This is a genomic window from Deltaproteobacteria bacterium (genome assembly GCA_011375175.1).
Lineage (GTDB): Bacteria > Desulfobacterota > GWC2-55-46 > GWC2-55-46 > DRME01 > DRME01.
The window spans coordinates 16,516-35,286 of record DRME01000054.1; the positions used below are offsets into that span (position 1 = coordinate 16,516).

General features: G+C 64.0%; 15 protein-coding genes. 13 read left to right on the forward strand and 2 right to left on the reverse strand.

The window, feature by feature from the left end; translation table 11 throughout:
* The first annotated feature begins 132 nt into the window (after positions 1 to 132).
* From ENJ37_04080 to nhaA, 3 genes are all read left to right on the forward strand, one after another.
* Complete coding sequence (locus ENJ37_04080) at positions 133 to 903, forward strand: enoyl-ACP reductase (GenBank protein ID HHL39660.1); 771 nt, start codon at positions 133 to 135, stop codon at positions 901 to 903.
* A gap of 10 nt (positions 904 to 913) precedes the next feature.
* The gene (locus tag ENJ37_04085; GenBank protein HHL39661.1) at positions 914 to 2,176 is read left to right on the forward strand and encodes a DNA helicase UvrD; all 1,263 of its coding nucleotides are present in this window, start codon (positions 914 to 916) and stop codon (positions 2,174 to 2,176) included.
* Positions 2,177 to 2,921: 745 nt separating this feature from the next.
* Entirely contained in the window at positions 2,922 to 4,340 is a 1,419-nt protein-coding gene (gene nhaA, locus ENJ37_04090) for a Na+/H+ antiporter NhaA (GenBank protein ID HHL39662.1), read from the forward strand.
* A gap of 14 nt (positions 4,341 to 4,354) precedes the next feature.
* Here the strand turns inward: nhaA and ENJ37_04095 are convergent, their stop codons facing one another.
* Positions 4,355 to 5,251, reverse strand: a complete 897-nt coding sequence (locus tag ENJ37_04095) for a GGDEF domain-containing protein (GenBank protein HHL39663.1) — start codon at positions 5,249 to 5,251, stop codon at positions 4,355 to 4,357.
* 767 nt (positions 5,252 to 6,018) lie between these two features.
* The gene (locus ENJ37_04100) at positions 6,019 to 6,657 is read right to left on the reverse strand and encodes a hypothetical protein (protein HHL39664.1); all 639 of its coding nucleotides are present in this window, start codon (positions 6,655 to 6,657) and stop codon (positions 6,019 to 6,021) included.
* A 227-nt stretch (positions 6,658 to 6,884) separates the two neighbouring features.
* Here ENJ37_04100 and lysS point away from each other — a divergent pair, with 227 nt between their 5' ends.
* From lysS to ENJ37_04150, 10 genes are all read left to right on the forward strand, one after another.
* Positions 6,885 to 8,357, forward strand: coding sequence for a lysine--tRNA ligase (gene lysS, locus ENJ37_04105; GenBank protein HHL39665.1), 1,473 nt, complete (start codon positions 6,885 to 6,887; stop codon positions 8,355 to 8,357).
* A gap of 74 nt (positions 8,358 to 8,431) precedes the next feature.
* Entirely contained in the window at positions 8,432 to 9,694 is a 1,263-nt protein-coding gene (locus ENJ37_04110; protein HHL39666.1) for a lipoprotein-releasing ABC transporter permease subunit, read from the forward strand.
* A gap of 35 nt (positions 9,695 to 9,729) precedes the next feature.
* Positions 9,730 to 10,929: a cyclic nucleotide-binding domain-containing protein gene (locus ENJ37_04115; protein ID HHL39667.1), complete on the forward strand. Its 1,200-nt coding sequence runs from the start codon at positions 9,730 to 9,732 to the stop codon at positions 10,927 to 10,929.
* Positions 10,926 to 11,645, forward strand: a complete 720-nt coding sequence (locus ENJ37_04120; protein HHL39668.1) for an ABC transporter ATP-binding protein — start codon at positions 10,926 to 10,928, stop codon at positions 11,643 to 11,645. The genes ENJ37_04115 and ENJ37_04120 overlap by 4 nt, the downstream gene beginning before the upstream one ends.
* Before the next feature lie 249 nt (positions 11,646 to 11,894).
* Positions 11,895 to 14,537: an outer membrane protein assembly factor BamA gene (gene bamA / locus ENJ37_04125; GenBank protein HHL39669.1), complete on the forward strand. Its 2,643-nt coding sequence runs from the start codon at positions 11,895 to 11,897 to the stop codon at positions 14,535 to 14,537.
* A gap of 373 nt (positions 14,538 to 14,910) precedes the next feature.
* On the forward strand, positions 14,911 to 15,447 hold the full coding sequence (locus ENJ37_04130; GenBank protein HHL39670.1) for an OmpH family outer membrane protein: 537 nt from the start codon (positions 14,911 to 14,913) through the stop codon (positions 15,445 to 15,447).
* Between the two features lies 1 nt (position 15,448).
* Positions 15,449 to 16,504 carry a UDP-3-O-(3-hydroxymyristoyl)glucosamine N-acyltransferase gene (lpxD, locus tag ENJ37_04135; GenBank protein HHL39671.1) on the forward strand — a complete coding sequence of 352 codons (1,056 nt, stop codon included), beginning with the start codon at positions 15,449 to 15,451 and terminating at the stop codon, positions 16,502 to 16,504.
* Positions 16,504 to 16,947 (forward strand): 3-hydroxyacyl-ACP dehydratase FabZ, encoded by a 444-nt coding sequence (gene fabZ, locus ENJ37_04140; protein HHL39672.1) that lies wholly within the window; start codon positions 16,504 to 16,506, stop codon positions 16,945 to 16,947. The genes lpxD and fabZ overlap by 1 nt, the downstream gene beginning before the upstream one ends.
* Positions 16,940 to 17,770, forward strand: coding sequence for an acyl-ACP--UDP-N-acetylglucosamine O-acyltransferase (locus ENJ37_04145; GenBank protein ID HHL39673.1), 831 nt, complete (start codon positions 16,940 to 16,942; stop codon positions 17,768 to 17,770). The genes fabZ and ENJ37_04145 overlap by 8 nt, the downstream gene beginning before the upstream one ends.
* Positions 17,757 to 18,737 (forward strand): Gfo/Idh/MocA family oxidoreductase, encoded by a 981-nt coding sequence (locus tag ENJ37_04150; protein ID HHL39674.1) that lies wholly within the window; start codon positions 17,757 to 17,759, stop codon positions 18,735 to 18,737. The genes ENJ37_04145 and ENJ37_04150 overlap by 14 nt, the downstream gene beginning before the upstream one ends.
* The last annotated feature ends 34 nt before the right edge of the window (positions 18,738 to 18,771 follow it).

Here is an 18,771-nt window from a genome sequence, read left to right on the forward strand (position 1 = left end):
ACAAAAAGGTTCCCTCAGTGCAATTAATCGGAGCTTCCTTGGAAGCGCCGCAGGGGCGTGAAAGTAAATATTGCATGGCGGGGCGGGAAATGATAAAAATACAATTTGTGAAGAATTTTCAAGGAGGACGCCATGGGGCTTCTTGAGGGGAAGAGGGCGGTAGTATTCGGGGTCGCAAACGAGAGGAGCATCGCCTGGGCCATCGCGAAGGCCATGAGGCGAGAAGGCGCCGAGCTTGCCTTCACCTATGCCGGGGAGCCTTTCGAGGCGAGGGTTCGTCCTCTTGCCCGGTCCCTCGATTCGGAGCTGATCCTGCCCTGCGACGTGACCGACGACGACCAGATAGAGGCTGTCTTCGGGGCCATAAAGCAGAGGTGGGGGGGGCTTGATCTCCTTGTCCACTCCATAGCCTACGCCAACAAGGAGGAGCTCAAGGGGGAGTACATAAACACCTCGCGCACCGGCTTCAGTCTCGCCATGGACGTGTCGGCCTACTCGCTCGTGGCCCTTGCGCGGGCCGCCCGTCCGCTCATGAAGGGCCGGGAAGGCAAGGTGATAACCCTCTCCTACTACGGCAGCGAGAAGGTGGTGAAGAACTATAACGTCATGGGTGTTGCCAAGGCGGCTCTCGAGGCCTCGGTCCGCTACCTCGCCGAGGACCTCGGCCCGGGCGGCACGCGGATAAACGCCATCTCCGCGGGGCCGGTCAAGACGCTTGCCGCCATGGGGATCTCCGGATTCCGCGACATCCTCGATCACGTGGACCGCAAGGCCCCGCTGCGCAGGAACGTGACCCAGGAGGACGTGGCTGGCACGGCCATCTACCTGCTCAGCGACCTCTCAAGCGGCGTGACCGGCGAGACCATCTACGTCGACTCGGGCTACAACATCATAGGCGTCTGAACCGGCGGCCGTGAGGATAATAGCCGATCTCCACGTCCACACGGGCTACTCGCGGGCCACGAGCCGCGAGATGACGCTGGAGAACATGGCCCTGTGGGCCGCCCGAAAGGGGATAGATCTCCTCGGCACCGGCGACTTCACCCATCCGGCCCACATGGCGGCCATCGAGGAGAAGCTCGAGCCGGCGGAGCCCGGTCTCTACGTCCTCTCCGGCGTCTCCGGCCCCGCCGCCTCGGTGCGCTACATGCTCACCGCCGAGGTGAGCAACATCTACAGGCAGGACGGCCGCACGCGCAAGATCCACACCCTCATCTTCGTCCCCTCCGTCGAGGCCGCCCGCCGCCTGAACTCCACCCTCGCCGCCCTCGGGAACATCCGCTCCGACGGACGCCCCATATTCGGCTTCTCCGCGCGCGACCTCGTGAAGATCGTCCTCGACGCAAGCGACGAGGCCATGGTCGTGCCGGCCCACGCCTGGACCCCCTGGTTCTCCATCTTCGGCAGCAGGTCGGGCTTCGACTCCATCGAGGAGTGCTTCGGCGAGTGGTCGCCCCGCATACGCGCCATAGAGACGGGCCTCTCCTCGGACCCCCCGATGAACCGGCGCATATCGGCGCTGGACGGCATAACGCTCATATCGAACTCCGACGCCCACTCGCCGTCGAAGCTCGGCCGGGAGGCCAATGTCCTCGACTGCGGGCTCGACTACCGCTCCGTCACCTCGGCCCTGAGCGGCGAGGGGCCGGGAAGGCTCCTCTACACCATCGAGTACTACCCGGAGGAGGGCAAGTACCACTACGACGGACACCGCGGCTGCGGCGTGCTCTACGCCCCGAAGCGTACCCGCGAGATGGAAGGGCGCTGCCTCGTCTGCGGCGCGGAGGTCACGGTGGGTGTCATGAGCCGTGTCGAGGAACTGGCCGACAGGAGCGAGGAGGAGGTGGCCGCCATGGACGTGCCGGCCCGCCGCCTGGTGCCCCTCCAGGAGATACTGGCCGAGGTCCTGGGCAGGGGACCGGCCACCAAGGCCGTCACGAAAGAGTACCTGAGGCTCGTGGACGAGGCGGGCGGCGAGTTCGCCCTCCTGCTCGACATGGACAGAGACGATATAGAGAAGATGGCCGGGCCGAGAGTGGCCGAGGCGGTCTCGCGCGTGCGCTCGGGACGCATAAACGTAAGGCCCGGCTTCGACGGCGAGTTCGGAAAGATAAGCATCTTCGACCCCCTCGAACCCCCGCTCCCCAAACCTCCGCCGCAGCCCACCCTCTTCTGAGATGGCGCGCAACCCCGTCGCTTTTCCTTGAAATGCAGGTCGGCGCCCTATAATATAAGGGAAGCTCTGATTAATTACCCTGGGGGAAACTTTCTGTAGAAGGGCCACAGGCCCACGTTTCCCCCAGACCCCCTTCAAAGACTTTTAATTCCCTGCGGATCACCCCGATTTTGCTTGCAAAATCGGGGTGATCCGCAGGGCGTTAAAAGTTTTTGGAGGGAGTCTGAGGGAACCGGGGGTCTGTGACCCTTTTACAAAAAGGTTCCCTCAGTGTAATAAATCAGAGTTTCCATAAGATGTTCGTCATCGCCGGTGACGGTCGCCGGCGCGAGGGAGAGCGCTCCCCGGCAGGTTCGGCCCGCGCCGGCTGCCTCCGGGGGCTGTGCCGGAGGGTTCGGGCCGCAAAGGCGTAAAAAACCCGCCTGGCGCGGGCCGAACCCCCGGCACAGCCGAATATCCGAATAACATACGATGGGGCGAGGGTGGAGACGCGGGCCCATGGCCCTTCTCCAGAAAGTTTCCCCCAGACTGTCCGCGTCGGTTGCCTCCGGGGGTTGTGCCGGGGGGTCGGGCCGCAAAGGCGTAAAAAAACCCGCCTGGCGCGGGCCGACCCCCCGGTACAGCCGAATATCCGAATAACATACGGTGGGGCGAGGGTGGAGACGCGGGCCCATGGCCCTTTTGCGGAAAGTTTCCATCTGGCAACGTGTCGGAGTCTCCTTAAAGTTTCCTCCGGGGAGGTACGATGGGCGCGATCTATTCGAGGGAACAGGAGCGTTACATTCAGGTGCTGGCCGGGACGATCCTCAAGCCCTTTCAGAAGTTCTTCAGGACCGAGGCCTCGGGCGGGATACTGCTCATGGCGGCCGCCGCGGCGGCCATGGCCGCGGCCAACTCCCCCTTCGGCGACGCCTACCGCCACCTCTGGGAGATAACGGCCGGAGTGTCCATAGCGTCGTTCAGGCTCGAGCAGACCCTGCACCACTGGATAAACGACGGCCTCATGTCGGTCTTCTTCTTCCTCGTGGGCCTGGAGATAAAGCGCGAGGTGCTGGTCGGCGAGCTGCGCAGCGTTTCGAGGGCGTCGCTGCCCCTTGCGGCGGCCCTGGGCGGCATGGTGGTGCCCGCCGCCCTATACCTGCTCCTGAACTTCGGAGGAGAGGGGGCCAGGGGCTGGGGCGTGCCCATGAGCACCGACATCGCCTTCGCCCTCGGGGCCCTCGCGCTCCTGGGCCGCTCGGTGCCGCCGGCGCTTCTCGTCTTTCTCACGGCCCTTGCCATAGTGGACGACCTCGGCGCCATCCTGGTGATAGCCCTCTTCTACACCGAGCAGTTGAGCGTAGGCGCCCTCGCGGCGGCGCTCTTCATCCTCGCCCTCTCCTACATCATCAACCGCATGGGCGTGCGCAGGACACTGCCCTACGTGCTGCTCGGCTTTGCGCTCTGGCTCATGCTCCTCAAGTCGGGCATCCACGCCACCGTGGCCGGCGTGCTCCTTGCCATGACCATACCGGCGACCGTAACGATACGCCACAACGAGTTCGTAAACGTCATGGAAAGACAGCTCGGATACCTGACGGGAAACGACCGGGGTGTCAACGTCTGCCCCGTCGAGCTCGATCACGACGGCAGGCAGGCCCTCTTCCGCTCGCTCGAGGAGGCGTGCCACAGGGCCCAGCCGCCGCTCGAGCGCATCGAGCAGTCGCTCCATCCCTGGGTCGTCTACGTCATAATGCCGCTCTTCGCCTTTGCCAACGCCGGCGTGGCCGTCGATACCGGCGCCCTGTGGACGGCCTTCACCGACCCGGTCTTCCTCGGCGTGACGGCGGGGCTCGTAATCGGCAAGCAGGCCGGTGTCTTCGCCTTCTCCTACGGCGCCGTGAGACTGGGCCTTGCCACACTTCCGACCGGTGTGGACTGGCGCCACATATACGGCGTGGGGCTGCTCTCCGGCATAGGCTTCACCATGTCGCTCTTTGTGGGGAACCTGGCCTTCACGGACCCGGAGCTGCTGGCCACGGTCAAGCTGGCCGTCATAATCTCGTCGATAGCGGCCGGCACGGCGGGCTTCGGTTTTCTCTGGTTCGTCACCGGGCGCAAGGGGAGGGGCCGGCGGGAGGAGGAAAGGCGAGGGGGCCGCGGCCAAGCTGACCCCCTCGGATAGGGTGGCCTCTGCTTCTACGAGGCCCTGGTGACAACCTGTAGGGCGGGCTGCCTTTCGTCGCAGTATGCGATACGGTTGCGGCCGGAGCGCTTGGCCCTGTAGAGGGCGCTGTCGGCCCTCTTTATCGTCTCCGTCTCGTGGCGCTCCTTGTCGAGCACCGTGGCCACGCCTATGCTAACGGAAGTCCTTATCTCGTGGCCGTCGTGGCGCACCGTCACCGACGAGAGCCTCTCCCTGAGCCTTTCGAGAGGATGGGCCGCCCGGGCGGCGTCGGTCTCGGGCAGTATTATGAGGAACTCCTCGCCGCCGTAGCGGAATATGACGTCCTGCTCGCGCAGCCACGTCTTGATGTTGCCGGCTATGGTCTTGAGCACCACGTCGCCGGCCTGGTGGCCGTAGTTGTCGTTTACGAACTTGAAGTTGTCGATGTCCACCATGGCGAGGGTGAGCTTGAGGTTGTTGCGATGGGCCCTCGAGAACTCCTCCTTGAGGCGCTGCATGCCCACGCGCCTGTTGTAGACGCCCGTGAGCTCGTCGAAGGAGAGGGCCTCCTGGAGCTTCATGTAGGAGGTGTCCAGCTCGGACTCGGCCTTGCGCCTGTAGTAGTTGTTGATATAGACGTGGTTCCACGCGCCGAATAGCAGTCCCGTCAGCAGGAAGGTGGCGGCCGACGTGCTCCGCTCGCCCTCGAAGTGGAGCAGCACGGCCGAGATGCCGGCGAGAAATATGATGTTCATCCATACCAGGCGCTTTACATCCCGTATGAGGCTGTGAGCGATAGCTTGTGTGGTCATCTCCCTGTCCCTCGTCTTTCCGCTCTGTGCGACTGAAATCTCCGCCCGTTGATTGCGCTCGCTTTTCCCGGTCGTGTCGGTGCAGACGTGTTGACATATATGCAAGACATGTGCCATTGTGGCAATGTTTATGCAAATCGAGCAATTACGCCATTTATCTTATGTGGATTGTTGCGTTTTTGCGTCACTTTCTTGTCTGTTTTTTCCGCCATGTGGGAAATTCCGGCCCCATCGGCGCGGCCCGGCGCTGCATGTCGTGGAGTCCCTCGGGGAAGCGCTCCCGCAGCTGGGGGAGAGAATGGATGAGGGGGCGGGGACCAAGTGGCGCCGCCTCGGCCGGAGAGGGGGCGAGCGGCCTTTGCTCTAAGGAAGCTCTGATTAATTACCCTGGGGGAAACTTTCTGTAGAAGGGCCACAGGCCCACGCTTCCCCGCTGCCCCATCGTATGTTATTGGGGTCTTCGGCTGTGCCGGGGGGTTCGGCCCGCGCCAGGCGGGGTTTTTTTACGCCTTTGCGGCCCGACCCCCCGGCACAGCCCCACGAGGCAGTCGGTGCGGGCGGGACGCCCCCTTCAAAGACTTTTAATTCCCTGCGGTTCATTCCCTGCGGTTCATCCCGATTTTGCTTGCAAAATCGGGATGAACCGCAGGGCGTTAAAAGTTTTTGGAGGGAGTCTGAGGGAACCTTTTTACAAAAAGGTTCCCTCAGTGCAATAAATCAGAGTTTCCTTAGTTCAACAGGAGGGGTTAAGGAGGGGAGACGATTTTTTGACATCACCGAGGCCGGCGGTGCCGGTTGTGTCGTTTTTCTGACATGGCGGAGGTCTTCCGGCTGCCCGGAGGCGGGATGGTTCGGGGGTCCGGCGGTGCGGCGAGAGCGGTTTTTCAGGCGCGTTCGTCGACGAGGTGGCGTCTTTCCTCAAGAAAATCGACGAGCCTGTCGAGCTCTTCCTTATTGCAGTCGACGAACTCCACGTGCAGCCCCTTTGCATAGAGCGACTCGTCGGCGTTCACGCCCACGACCTTTCCCTTGAACTCGCCGAGGCGTTTGCCGTCGGGCGGTATGAAGAGCTCGATCTCGATGAGGGAGCCCCTGGGCAGCAGGTTCTCGGTCTTGATGAAGAGACCGCCGCGACTTGCATTGAGGACGAAGTCGTTGCCGCTCGTCGTCCGGCCTTTGAAGCGCACGGACAGGGTAACGGGAAAGCGTATGTATCGGCGTCTCTCCTCCACTGTCGAGTATTCCACCGCCTGCCCGGCGCGGTCGAGTATTATTATCCCTTCCCTTACGGGCATCTCCGTCCCTCCGTTTCCCTCGAACTGCTGGCCCCTATGCGCGCCCTTGCGCCTCTTCGTGGATTGAGGGGAGACCCGCTCTGGAGTTGTGGGAGGTGGAATGGTTACGCGTTGTGTGATCGGTCCGCCGGTGGTGAAGTCCTCTCTCTCGTCTCGATGCGCCGCGCGCAGGGAATTAAGGAAGCTATGATTTATTACACCGGGGGAAACTCTCTGTAGAAGGGCCATAGGCCCACGTTTCCCCCGGTGCAATAAATCAGAGTTTCTTTGAAGTCTTCCGTCGAGATCCTGTTACATTATATACGCATTTCACCGTGAGCGCAAGTCCATCGGCATGGAAGGGCGTTTTTTCACGAAGCGGGGCGCAGACGAGCTTTGTCCTTGACTCGATGCGGCTAATGAGATACCTTTAAACATTAAAATTCAAACCCTTTCAAGAGGTTGAGGACACCGAAGTGGAAGAGAGATCGCAGCAGTTCAACCAGAGGCTCGCCAAGGTCAAAAGGCTGCGCGAGCTCGGCGTGGAGCCCTATCCCAACGACTTCAAGCCCGCCCACACGGCGCTCGAGGTCGCCGGGCGTTACGCGGACAGCGACGCCGCCGAGCTCGAAGAGTGCGCCGACGAGCTGAGCCTTGCAGGCAGGATCGTGGCCCTGAGAAGGTTCGGCAAGGCGAGTTTCGCCCACATCCAGGACCGCACGGGACGCATCCAGGTCTACTTCAGGAAGGACATACTCGGCCCCGAGACCTACGACATCTTCAAGCTCAGCGACATCGGCGACTTCATAGGCGTTACGGGCCGTCCATTCAGGACGAGGACCGGCGAGCTCACCGTCGAGGCCGCAACGTTCCGCTTCCTGGCCAAGGGACTCAACCCCCTGCCCGAGAAGTGGCACGGCCTCAAGGACGTGGAGCTTCGATACCGCAAGCGCTACCTCGACCTCATAGTCAACCCACAGGTGAGGGAGGTCTTCAGGAAGCGCTCGCGCATCATAAGGTTCATAAGGGAGTTCTTCGACGCCAGGGACTTCATGGAGGTCGAAACGCCCATGATGCACAAGGTGCCCGGCGGCGCGGCGGCAAGGCCCTTCGTGACCCATCACAACGCCCTCGACAGGGACCTCTATCTGCGCATAGCGCCGGAGCTCTACTTGAAGCGCCTGGTCGTGGGCGGCTTCGAGCGTGTCTACGAGATAAACAAGAACTTCCGCAACGAGGGCGTCTCGACGCGCCACAACCCGGAGTTCACCATGCTCGAGTTCTACCAGGCCTACGCCGACTTCGAGGACCTCATGGCGCTGACCGAAGAACTCGTAAGCGGCCTGGCCCTGGAGGTGAACGGCACCACGAGGGTGAGCGTCGACGGCGTGGAGATAGACCTCGCTCCGCCGTGGGAGAGGATAACGGTGAAGGAGGCCGTGCTTCGCCACAGCGACGCCGACGAGAGGATATTCGACGACAAGGCGGCGGCCCTGGCCTATGCCTCGAAGATCGGTCTCGATCTCCCCGAGGCCTTCAGCCACGGCAAGGTGCTTCTCGAGATATTCGAGGCCGTGGCCGAGCCAAACCTGATAGAGCCCACGTTCGTGACCCATTATCCGCTGGACGTGTCGCCGCTTTCGCGCAGGAGCGACGGGGACCCGCGCCTCGTGGACCGCTTCGAGCTGCTCGTCAAGGGCAACGAGATAGCCAACGCCTTCTCCGAGCTCAACGACCCGGTGGACCAGCGCAACCGTTTCCTCGCCCAGCTCGAAGAGCGCGCCGCCGGAGACACGGAGGCCCACTTGATGGACGAGGACTTCATCGAGGCCCTCGAGTACGGCATGCCGCCCACGGCCGGAGAGGGCATAGGCATAGACAGGCTCGTCATGCTCCTTACGGAGAGCCCGTCCATCCGCGACGTCATACTCTTTCCGCACATGCGGTGACGGCGACGGGGCGGGGCCTTACGGCCTGCGGGCGCCGCTGGAGGGCGCCCGGCCTCCGCCTCCTGTGAGACGATATGTCCTATCCCCTGTTCATAGGCCTGCGGTACCTGAAGGCCAAGCGCAAGCAGACCTTCATATCGGTCATCACCTTCATATCCATACTGGGCATCACCGTCGGTGTCACGGCGCTCATAGTAGTTCTGTCGGTCATGACGGGCTTCGAGGAGGACCTGCGCGAGAAGATACTGGGGCTCAACGCCCACGTGACGGTCATGGAATTCGGCAGCGGCATGGAGGAGTACAAGAGGGTCGTCGAGGAGGTGAAGGGCGTGGAGGGGGTGATCGGCGCAACGCCCTTCATATACAGCCAGGCCATGCTCTCAAGCCTCAGCGGCGTGTACGGCGTGGTGGTGCGCGGCGTGGACATCGACACGGCGGGTGAGGTGATCGTCGTGCCCCGCCGCCTTAAGGCCGGCTCCATGGAGGGGCTCAGGGCGGGCTTTGCCGAGAGTCCGGGCCGCACGCCGGGCATACTCATCGGCTCGGAGCTTGCCGCAAACCTCGGCGTGGGGCTCGGCGACGAGGTGAGCGTCATTTCGCCCGCCGGGACCGTCACCGCCGTGGGCACCATGCCGAGGATGGCCACCTTCCGGGTGGCCGGCGTCTTCGAGCTCGGCATGTACGAGTACGACACGTCGGTGGTCTTCATCTCGCTCGAGAACGCCCAGACCTTCTTCCGGCTCGGCCGCGCGGCAACGGGCGTGGAGGTGAGGGTGAGAGACCTCTACAGGGCCGCCGAGGTGGCGGCGGCCATAGAGGAAAGACTGGACGGACCGTACTGGACGCGCACGTGGATGGAGATGAACAAGAACCTCTTCAGCGCACTCAAGCTCGAGAAGGTGGCCATGTTCATCATCCTTGCGCTCATAATACTCGTGGCGGCGCTCAACATCATAAGCACGCTCATCATGGTCGTCATGGAGAAGACCAAGGACATAGCCATCCTGAAGAGCATGGGGGCCACGTCGGCGGGCATAATGCGCATATTCATGATCGAGGGGCTCGTCATAGGGGTCACGGGCACGGCGCTCGGCACTGCGCTCGGCCTTGCGGCGGCCTTCAACCTCGAGGAGATCGTCGCCTTCCTGGAGCGGCTCTTCCACTTCAAGCTCCTTCCGCCGAGCGTCTATTATATCGACAGGCTCCCGTCGAAGGTGGAGCCGCTCGTGGTGGCGGCCGTGGCCGCCATGTCGGTGAGCATAAGCTTTCTCGCCACGCTCTATCCATCGTGGCAGGCATCGAGACTCGACCCGGTCGAGGGGCTGCGTTATGAGTAGCCGGCGCGGCGGGGAGAGCGGGGCTGGGGACGGCCATGGCGCTTGACAAGAAGACGGTGGCGGCCGTAAAGGATAGGGCCGAGAGTCTCTTCGGCGACGGCAGGCTCAGGGACGCCCTGGCCGCCTACGGCAGGATAGAGGGCGAGAGCCGGAGTGATCCGAGGATAAGCCTTCGCATGGGCGATATCTGCCGCAGGCTCGGCGAGACCGGGCGGGCCGTGGCCTTCTACCGCCGGGCGGCCGACCACTTCGCCGCCCTCGGTTTCACGGTCAAGGCCATCGCCGTCTGCAAGATGGTGCTCGCCATCGACCCCTCGCTCGAGGAGGTCCACCACAAGCTCGCCGCCCTGTGCAGCCGCGGCGGGGCCGGGTCGGGAACGGCCGCCGACAGGCTCAGGGAGCTCGAGAAGAAGGTGCCCAGGACGCCGCTCTTCTCTGACCTCACGCGGGCCGAGTTTCTCGACCTCGTCCGGCGCGTGCGCCTTAGGGAGCTCGGCGCCGGGCAGACGCTCTTCGAGGAGGGCGACCCCGGCGACTCCATATTCATCGTGTCGGGCGGCGAGCTCGAGGTCACGGGCCGCGCAAGGCATGGCCAGCCGGTGCGGCTCGCCGTGCTGCGCGAACGCGACTTCTTCGGGGAGTTCAGCTTCTTTTCCGGCGCCAGGCGGCGCGCCGCCGTCAGGGCGCTCGCAGACAGCGAGGTGCTCGAGATATCGAAGGCCGACATCGACAAGGTGACGGCGCGGCACCCGCGGGTCTCGGAGGTCCTCTTCGACTTCTACAAGGAGAGGGTCGCCCTCAGGCTCATGGCCCTCACCGACCTCTTCAGGCCGCTGGGCGGGGACGAGCGCCGCGCCGTGGTCGCGCGCCTGGGAAGGCGCGGCTTCGAGGCCGGAGAGACGGTCGTCGAGGAGGGGACCAGGGGCGACACCATGTTCCTCATAAAGGAGGGGAGGGTGGAGGTGTGGTGCCGCGGACCGGAAGGCGGGAAAAAGGTGCTGGCCGAGCTCGGCGAGGGGGACTTCTTCGGCGAGGTGGCCATGGCCACGAACAGGCCCCGCGTGGCGAGCGTGACGGCCCTCACGCCCCTTGAGACCCTCGTCTTCGACAGGGCCGTCATGAGGGATGTGGTGACCCGGCACCCGGAGGTGAGGGAGGAGCTCGCCGGGGTGATCAAAAGGCGCGTGGCCGGGGTGCACAGGGCCAGGCGCGCCGCGGCGGCGGGACTGCTGTGAGCCGCGGCGCGCCGGCCGAACGGCCCCAGGACCCGCCGGGCGAGCTCGTGAGGGTGGAGAAGCTCTGCAAGAGCTACGGCGGCGGCAAGACGAAGCTCGATGTCCTGCGGGGCGTGGACCTCGTCATAGGCGAGGGCCAGACCATGGCCGTGCTCGGCGCCTCGGGAGCCGGCAAGTCCACGCTGCTCAACATGATAGGGGTGCTCGACAGGCCGACGGCCGGAGAGGTCTTTTACCGCTCCCGCCCCATCTCGCAGCTCGGCCAGGCGGAGCTTGCGGCCTTCCGAAACCGCAAGATCGGCTTCGTCTTCCAGTTCCACCACCTCCTGCCGGAGTTCACGGCCCTGGAGAACGTCATGCTGCCGGCGCTCATAGGAGGGGAGGGCCGCGACGAGGTGCGTCCGAGGGCCCGGGCGCTGCTCGAAGAGGTGGGGCTGGGAGACCGCCTCGACCACAAGCCCGGCGAGCTCTCCGGCGGCGAACAGCAGCGCACCGCCCTGGTGAGGGCCCTGGTGCAGGGGCCGGAGCTCGTGCTCGCCGACGAGCCCACGGGGAACCTCGATACGAAGACGGGAGAGGAGGTCTTCGAGCTCCTTCTCGAGTTCAACAGGCGCGGCGCCGCGTCTCTCGTCATGGTGACCCATAACGAGAAGCTGGCGGCGAGGCTTGACAGAAGGGTCCGCATGGTCGACGGCAGGATCGTCGAGGAAGATTGAGAAAGGCATGGTTTGTTGCGCGGGGGAAAGCCCTTCGGCGAGGCTCCGGGTTGGTCCGCCCGGGGGAAAGGAACTCTCGGACGGGACGAGCGGTCTGAGTCTGGCCGGAGAAGAAGCTCCGCCCAGGGGCTTTGCCGGAGGTTCGGCGGCGTTGACACACACCGCTTGCGGGGAGACGGTTGCGGCGGGAACGGACAAGTGGAGGGGCGGCTGGTATTGAGGCTCAGGCGTGTTTTTCTTCTTGCAGCGGTGATTGCGCTCCTCGTGCAGGGCGTTCCGGCCCGTTCGGCGGACATAAGGGTGCTGGTGCTGCCCTTTGACATGCACTCGGCCGGCGACATCTCGCAGGCCCGCAGGGACCTCATGGAGACGGTCGCCTCTTCGCTCAAGGCCCTGGGGGCCGAGATAGCGGGGCTCGACGAGGTGAGAAGACTCGTCGTCGACAAGGGGGTGGAGCGCTTCGACGAGGAGACGGCGCTCTCCATAGCCTCGCGCGTGGAGGCCGACTTCGCCGTCCTCGGCTCGCTGACCGAGCTCTCGGGCAGGCTCTCGGCCGACTGGCGGGTGCTCGACCTGAAAGAGGGGGTCCTGACGGCACACTACTTCCGCAGCGCCGGCTCGCTGCGCGAGCTCTTGCGCAAGGTCGACGAGACGATGCACCACGTCTACGTCCACATGAAGACCGAGCTTGCGAGAAGGCCCGTCGAGAAGGAGGGGCTCATCGAGCAGGTGACCGTGTCGGGCAACAGGCGGGTCGACGGCGAGGCCATCCTTTCGAGGGTCTCGAGCCGCCCGGGCGAGCCCTTTTCGCAGGACAAGGTCCGCGAGGACATAAAGAGCATCTTCGGCATGGGCTACTTCGACGACGTGGCCGCCGACCTCTCCGACGGACGCAAGGGCAAGGTCCTGACCTTCATCGTCCGGGAGATGCCCTTCATCAAGAGGGTGGAGTTCACGGGTAACAAGGAGCTCAGGGACGAGAAGATCAGGGAGACGCTGACGATCAGGGAGAACACCGTGCTCGACAGGGTGCTGCTGCGCGAGAACGCCGACAAGATAAAGGCCCTCTACGCCGAGGAGGGCTTTTTTCTCGCCCAGGTGGAGCCCGAGGTGCAGACCGACGGCCTCGACGCCACCGTCACCTTCAGGATAAGGGAGGGCGACGAGGTCCGGGTGCGCCGCATAAGCTTCATAGGCAACGAGGTCTTCACCGACGATGAACTCAAGGCGGTGATGAACACCAAGGAGTACTGGGTCTTCTCGCCGCTTACCGACGCCGGCAGGTTCAAGGACCTCTACTTCCAGAACGACCTGCTGCTCATCATGAAGCACTACTTCGACAACGGCTACGTGGAGGCCGACATAACGGACCACTCCGTGCTTCTGAGCGAGGACAAGCGCTGGTTCTACATAACCATAGCCGTCACCGAGGGGGAGCAGTACACCATAGGCGACGTCGAGGTGAGCGGCGACCTCCTCACCGGCATAGCGGAGCTCAAGAAGATGCTTCTGGTGAAGCCCGGCGAGGTCTTCAACCGCAGCAGGCTCGCCAGCGGCATAAACGCCGTCACCGACTTCTACGGCGACAAGGGCTACGCCAACGTGGAGATAACGCCCAGGACCAGGCTCAGAAGAGACAAGAAGCTCGTGGACATCAAGGTGGAGATAAGGAAAAACGAGCTCGTCTACTTCGAGCGCATAGAGATAACGGGCAACGTCAAGACGCGCGACAAGGTGATCCGCCGGGAGCTCGAGTTCAAGGAGGGCCAGCTCTACACCTCCACCGGCATAAAGAGGAGCAAGAACAACCTGAAACGCCTCGGTTACTTCGAGGACGTGCAGATAATAGAGAGCATGGGCTCGTCGACGCACCGCAAGAACGTGACCGTCAAGGTCAAGGAGATGCCCACGGGCTCCATCTCGGCGGGCGTGGGCTACAGCTCCATCGACAAGGTCATAGGCACGGCGTCGATCTCCCAGTCCAACTTTCTCGGCACGGGCCTCAAGCTCAACGTCATGGGCACGGTGAGCGCCAGCAGCTCGCGCTACATGATCGGGCTCACCGAGCCATGGCTCTTCGACAAGCCCATATCGGCGGGATTCGACATCTACAACCTGCGGCGCGAGTACCCCGACTTCTCGCAGGAGCGCAAGGGCTTCGAGGTGCGCCTGGGCTTCCCGCTCTACAAGCTCGTCACCAGGGGACTCGTCTCCTACAGGCTCGAGGAGGTGAAGATATTCGACGTCTCCCCCTTCGCCTCGTACTTCATATCGAGCCAGCAGGGAAGCAGCACTGTGAGCAGCGTGCGCGGCCTCGTCCGCCACGACACGCGCGACGACGCCTTCTTCCCCACAGAGGGCACGGTCATCACCGTCTCGACCGAGGTGGCCGGCGGTCCCTTCGGCGGAGACACGAACTACATAAAGTACGCGGCCGACGCCGTGCGCTTCTTCCCCCTGCCCTGGGATACGGTCTTCTCCATAAGGGGCTCGGTGGGACACCTCCAGGGCTACGGCGGCAAGAGCGCCCCGCTCTACGAGCGCTACTTCCTGGGCGGCATAAACTCGCTTCGAGGCTTCCAGACGCGAAGCGTCGGTCCCCGCGACCCCCGCACCAACGAGATCCTTGGCGGCGACACCATGCTGGTCGTGAACGTCGAGTACCTCTTCCCCTTCTTCTCGCAGAAGACCATGAAGGGGCTCGTCTTCTTCGACACGGGCAACTCCTACGACGGGGGCATAGATTTCGGGGACCTGAAGATGTCGGCCGGAACGGGCATAAGGTGGTTTTCGCCGCTGGGACCGCTGCGTCTGGAGTGGGGCTTCAACCTGGCGCCCAAGGCCGGCGAGAAGGCGAGCCAGTGGGAGTTCGCCGTGGGTACGGCGTTCTGAGCCCGGAGACCGCCGAACATACTCCCTCCAAAAAACTTTTAACGCCCTGCGGATCATTCCGATTCTGCTTGCAGAATCGGAATGATCCGCAGGGAATTGAAAATCTTTGAAGGGGGTGTTTTGTCCGTATTGGCTGCGCCGGGGGGCGGTCCTCTGGAGGTTCGGGCCGCAAAGGCGTAAAGAGCCCGCCTGGCGCGGGCCGAGCCTCCAGAGGACCGCCAAACATCCGAATAACATACGAGGGGGGAAACGAGGGGGCCTATGGCCCTTCCACTGAGAGTTCAGCCGGCCGGCAAACTCTCAGGCGGCCCTTGCTCTCAGGGGCCCGAAGGTGTAAAATCTCAGAAAGTCCAGTCAAAAGGAGAAGGTATCGATGAAGACGAGGGTGATGCTGTCTGTTTTGGGTCTTTTGTGTCTCGCGGCGACGGCGGCCTGGCCGGCCGACAAGCCGCTCATCGCCTACGCCGACCTCCAGAAGGCGCTCAACGAGTCGGACGCCGGCATCAAGGCCATCGAGGACCTCCAGAAGGAGGCCAAGGAGCTCGAGGCCGAGCTCAACAGCCAGCAGGCCGAGCTCAAGAAACTCAAGGAGGAGATCGACAGCAAGCGCGCCATCTGGAACGCCGAGACCCTGGACGCAAGGCAGCGCGAGTTCCAGGTGAAGAGCCAGGAGTTCCAGGGCAAGTACATGCAGTACAACGAAAGGCTCAACAAGAAGCGCCAGGAGACGGAGGCGAGCATCATAAACGACCTGCGCGAGATAGTGGAGGAGCTGGCCGAGAAGGAGGGCTACGCCTACGTGCTGGAGAAGTCCATGGGCGGCATCCTCGTGGCCCCGGCCGACGCCGACATAACGGGCAGGGTCATAGAGCTCTACAACGAGCGCTTCAAGGAAAAGGAAGGCAAGTAAGTTGGCCGGCCTTTCGCTCAGGGAGCTCGCCGGGCTTGCCGGAGGCCGTGTGGTCGGCGACGGCGGCAGGGTCGTGACCGCCGTGGCCCCCCTCGAGGAGGCCGGGCCGGGGGATATCGCCTTCGTCGCGGACAGGCGTTCCGGGGAGCGGGCGGACAAGGCCCGCGGCGCGGCCCTCATAGTGGAGGATGAAGCGGCCTTTCCGGGCCGCGACCTCATCGTGGTGAAGAACCCGAGGCTCGCCTTCGCCCGCATCGCGGCGCGGCTTCATCCATACCGCCGGCCTGCTCCGGGCGTCCATCCCCGCGCCTGGGTCCACGAGGGGGCGAGGCTCGGCCGCAACGTCTCGGTAGGCCCCTTCGCCTCCATCGACGAAGGCGCCGTCATAGGCGACGACGTGGTCATCGGCGCCGCCGTATGCGTGGGCAGGGACGCCGTCGTCGGCGCGGGGTCGATCATCCACGCCAACGTCTCCATCAGGGAAGAGGTGAGGATCGGCGAGCGCGTCGTCATCCACTGCAACTCGGTCGTCGGAAGCGACGGCTTCGGCTACGCCACAGAGGACGGGCGGCACCACAAGATCCCCCAGGTGGGGACGGTGCGCATAGAGGACGACGTGGAGATAGGGGCCTGCGTCACCGTGGACAGGGCGACGATGGGCGAGACCGTCATAGGGGCCGGCACGAAGATAGACAACCTCGTGCAGGTGGCGCACAATGTAAGGATCGGACGCAACGCCATAATCGTCTCGCAGGCAGGCATCGCCGGTTCGACGAAGATAGGCGACGGCGTTGTGCTGGCCGGCCAGGTCGGCGTGGTGGGCCACGTGGAGATAGGCGACGGCGCCGTGGTGGGGGCGCAGTCGGGCGTGGCCGGCGACCTCGAGGCCGGAGGGGTCTACATGGGCAGTCCCGCCATCGAGCAGGGGCGGTGGCTGCGCGCCGCCATGCTCTTGCCGAGGCTGCCGGAGCTGCGCAAGAGGGTCTCGGAGCTGGAAAGGCGGCTCGAAGAGCTCGAAAGGGAGTCGGCCGGTTCCCCCGGGGAAGAGGAGGGGTGATGATAGACGTAAAGGAGATACAGGAGATAATACCGCACCGCTATCCCTTTCTTCTTATCGACAGGATAGTGGAGCTCGAGGAGGGCAGGTGCGCCAGGGGCGTAAAGAACGTGACCATAAACGAGCCGTTCTTCCAGGGGCACTTCCCCGGTCATCCCGTCATGCCGGGCGTGCTGATCGTCGAGGCCATGGCCCAGGTCGGCGGGGTGCTCGCCTTCCGCTCGGCCGGCGTGTCGGGCAAGGTCGTCTACTTCATGGGCATAGACAGGGCGAGGTTCAGAAGGCCCGTGGTCCCGGGCGACAGGCTCGACCTCGAGCTCGAGGTGAAGAAGGTCCGCGGTCCGGTCTGGGTCTTCAGCGGCAGGGCCATGGTGGAGGGCGCCGTGGCGGCCGAGGCCGAGCTCATGGCCACCATCGTCGAAAGGACCGGTGAAGATGAGTGAGAGCGCAGCGGAGGTGAAGGTAGACCCCACCGCCGTCGTGCACCCCTCGGCCGAGCTCGACAGCGGCGTCGAAATAGGTCCCTACTGCGTCATAGGCGAGGACGTGCGCATCGGCAGGAACACGCGGCTCGGTCCCTATGTGAACATCGACCGGTGGACGACCATAGGTGAGAACAACGAGATCTTCCAGTACGTCTCCATAGCGGCCCCGCCCCAGGACCTCACATACAGGGGGGAGCGCACCGACGTCATCATAGGGGACGGCAACGTCATAAGGGAGTTCGTCACCATACACAGGGCCACGACCAAGGAGGCCATGAGGACGGTCATAGGGAGCAACAACTTCCTCATGAACTACGTCCACATAGCCCACGACTGCGCCATAGGCGACCACGTCATCATGGCCAACAACGCAACGCTTGGCGGGCACGTGACCATCGACGACCACGCCATCGTGGGCGGGCTCGTGGCGGTCCACCAGTTCGTGCGCATCGGGGCCTACTGCATCATAGGCGGCGCCTCGGCCGTGAGCAAGGACGTGCCGCCCTACGTCATGGCCGTGGGCAACAGGGCCCACCTCTACGGACTCAACTCCGTGGGGCTGCGGCGCGCCGGCTTTTCCAGGGCCGACATCTCGGAGATAAAGCGCTCCTACAACATACTCTTCCGCTCGTCTCTCAAGCTCGCCGACGCCATGGAGAGGCTCCGCGCCGAGATGCCCGACTCGCTTCACGCCGGGCGCTACCTCGAGTTCCTCAAGGGCTCCAAGCGCGGCGTAACCCGCGAAAGGCTCCACAGAAGGCCCGAGCATGAAGAAGCTTAGGGCGGCCGTCATAGGGGCGGGCTATCTCGGCAGGTTTCACGCCCGCAAGTACGGCGAGCTCGACGGCGTGGAGCTCGTCGGCGTGGCGGACATCGACGGCGAGAGGGCGGCCGAGGTGGCGGCCATGACCGGCGCCGAGCCCTTCGAGGACTACCGCGACCTCCTCGGCAGGGTGGACGCCGTCAGCATAGTCACGCCCACCCAGACCCATTACCCCATAGCCCTCGACTTCCTCAGAAACGGCGTGGACGTGCTCGTGGAAAAGCCCATGACCGTGACCGTGGACGAGGCGGACCGTCTCATCGACGAGGCCGACAGGGCCGGGCGCGTGCTCCAGGTGGGGCACCTCGAGCGCTTCAACGGCGCCGTCGTCTCCCTGGAGGGGAGGGTGGACAACCCCATGTTCATCGAGAGCCACCGTCTATCCCCCTTTCCCGACAGGGGGACCGACGTGGACGTGGTCCTCGACCTGATGATACACGACATAGACATCATATTGAACCTCGTGGACTCGGAGGTCGAGTGGGTCGACGCCGTGGGCGTGCCGGTCATCTCCACGCACGTGGACATAGCCAACGCCCGCATAAGGTTCGGCAACGGCTGTGTGGCCAACGTGACGGCGAGCCGCATCTCAAAGGAGAGGATGCGCAGGATAAGGCTCTTCCAGTGGGACGCCTACATGGCCATAGACTATGCCTCCCAGCACATCTCGGTCTTCAGGCGCACGGCCTCCGGGCCGGACGGGCCGCCGACGATAGCCGAGGAGGTGCTCGACATCGAGAAGACCGACGCCCTGGCCGAGGAGATCAGGGCCTTCGTGCGAAGCTGCGCCGAGGGGACCGCGCCCGTGGTGTCGGGCAGGGACGGCCGGAGGGCCCTCGAGGTGGCCGTGAGGATCCAGGAATCGGTGCGGCGCTCCATGACGCTTCTCGAGGAGCACATAAGGAAGGGCGGGATACCGCTCTGAGGGCCGCGGCCCGAGGGGAGCCGGTTTTCTGATC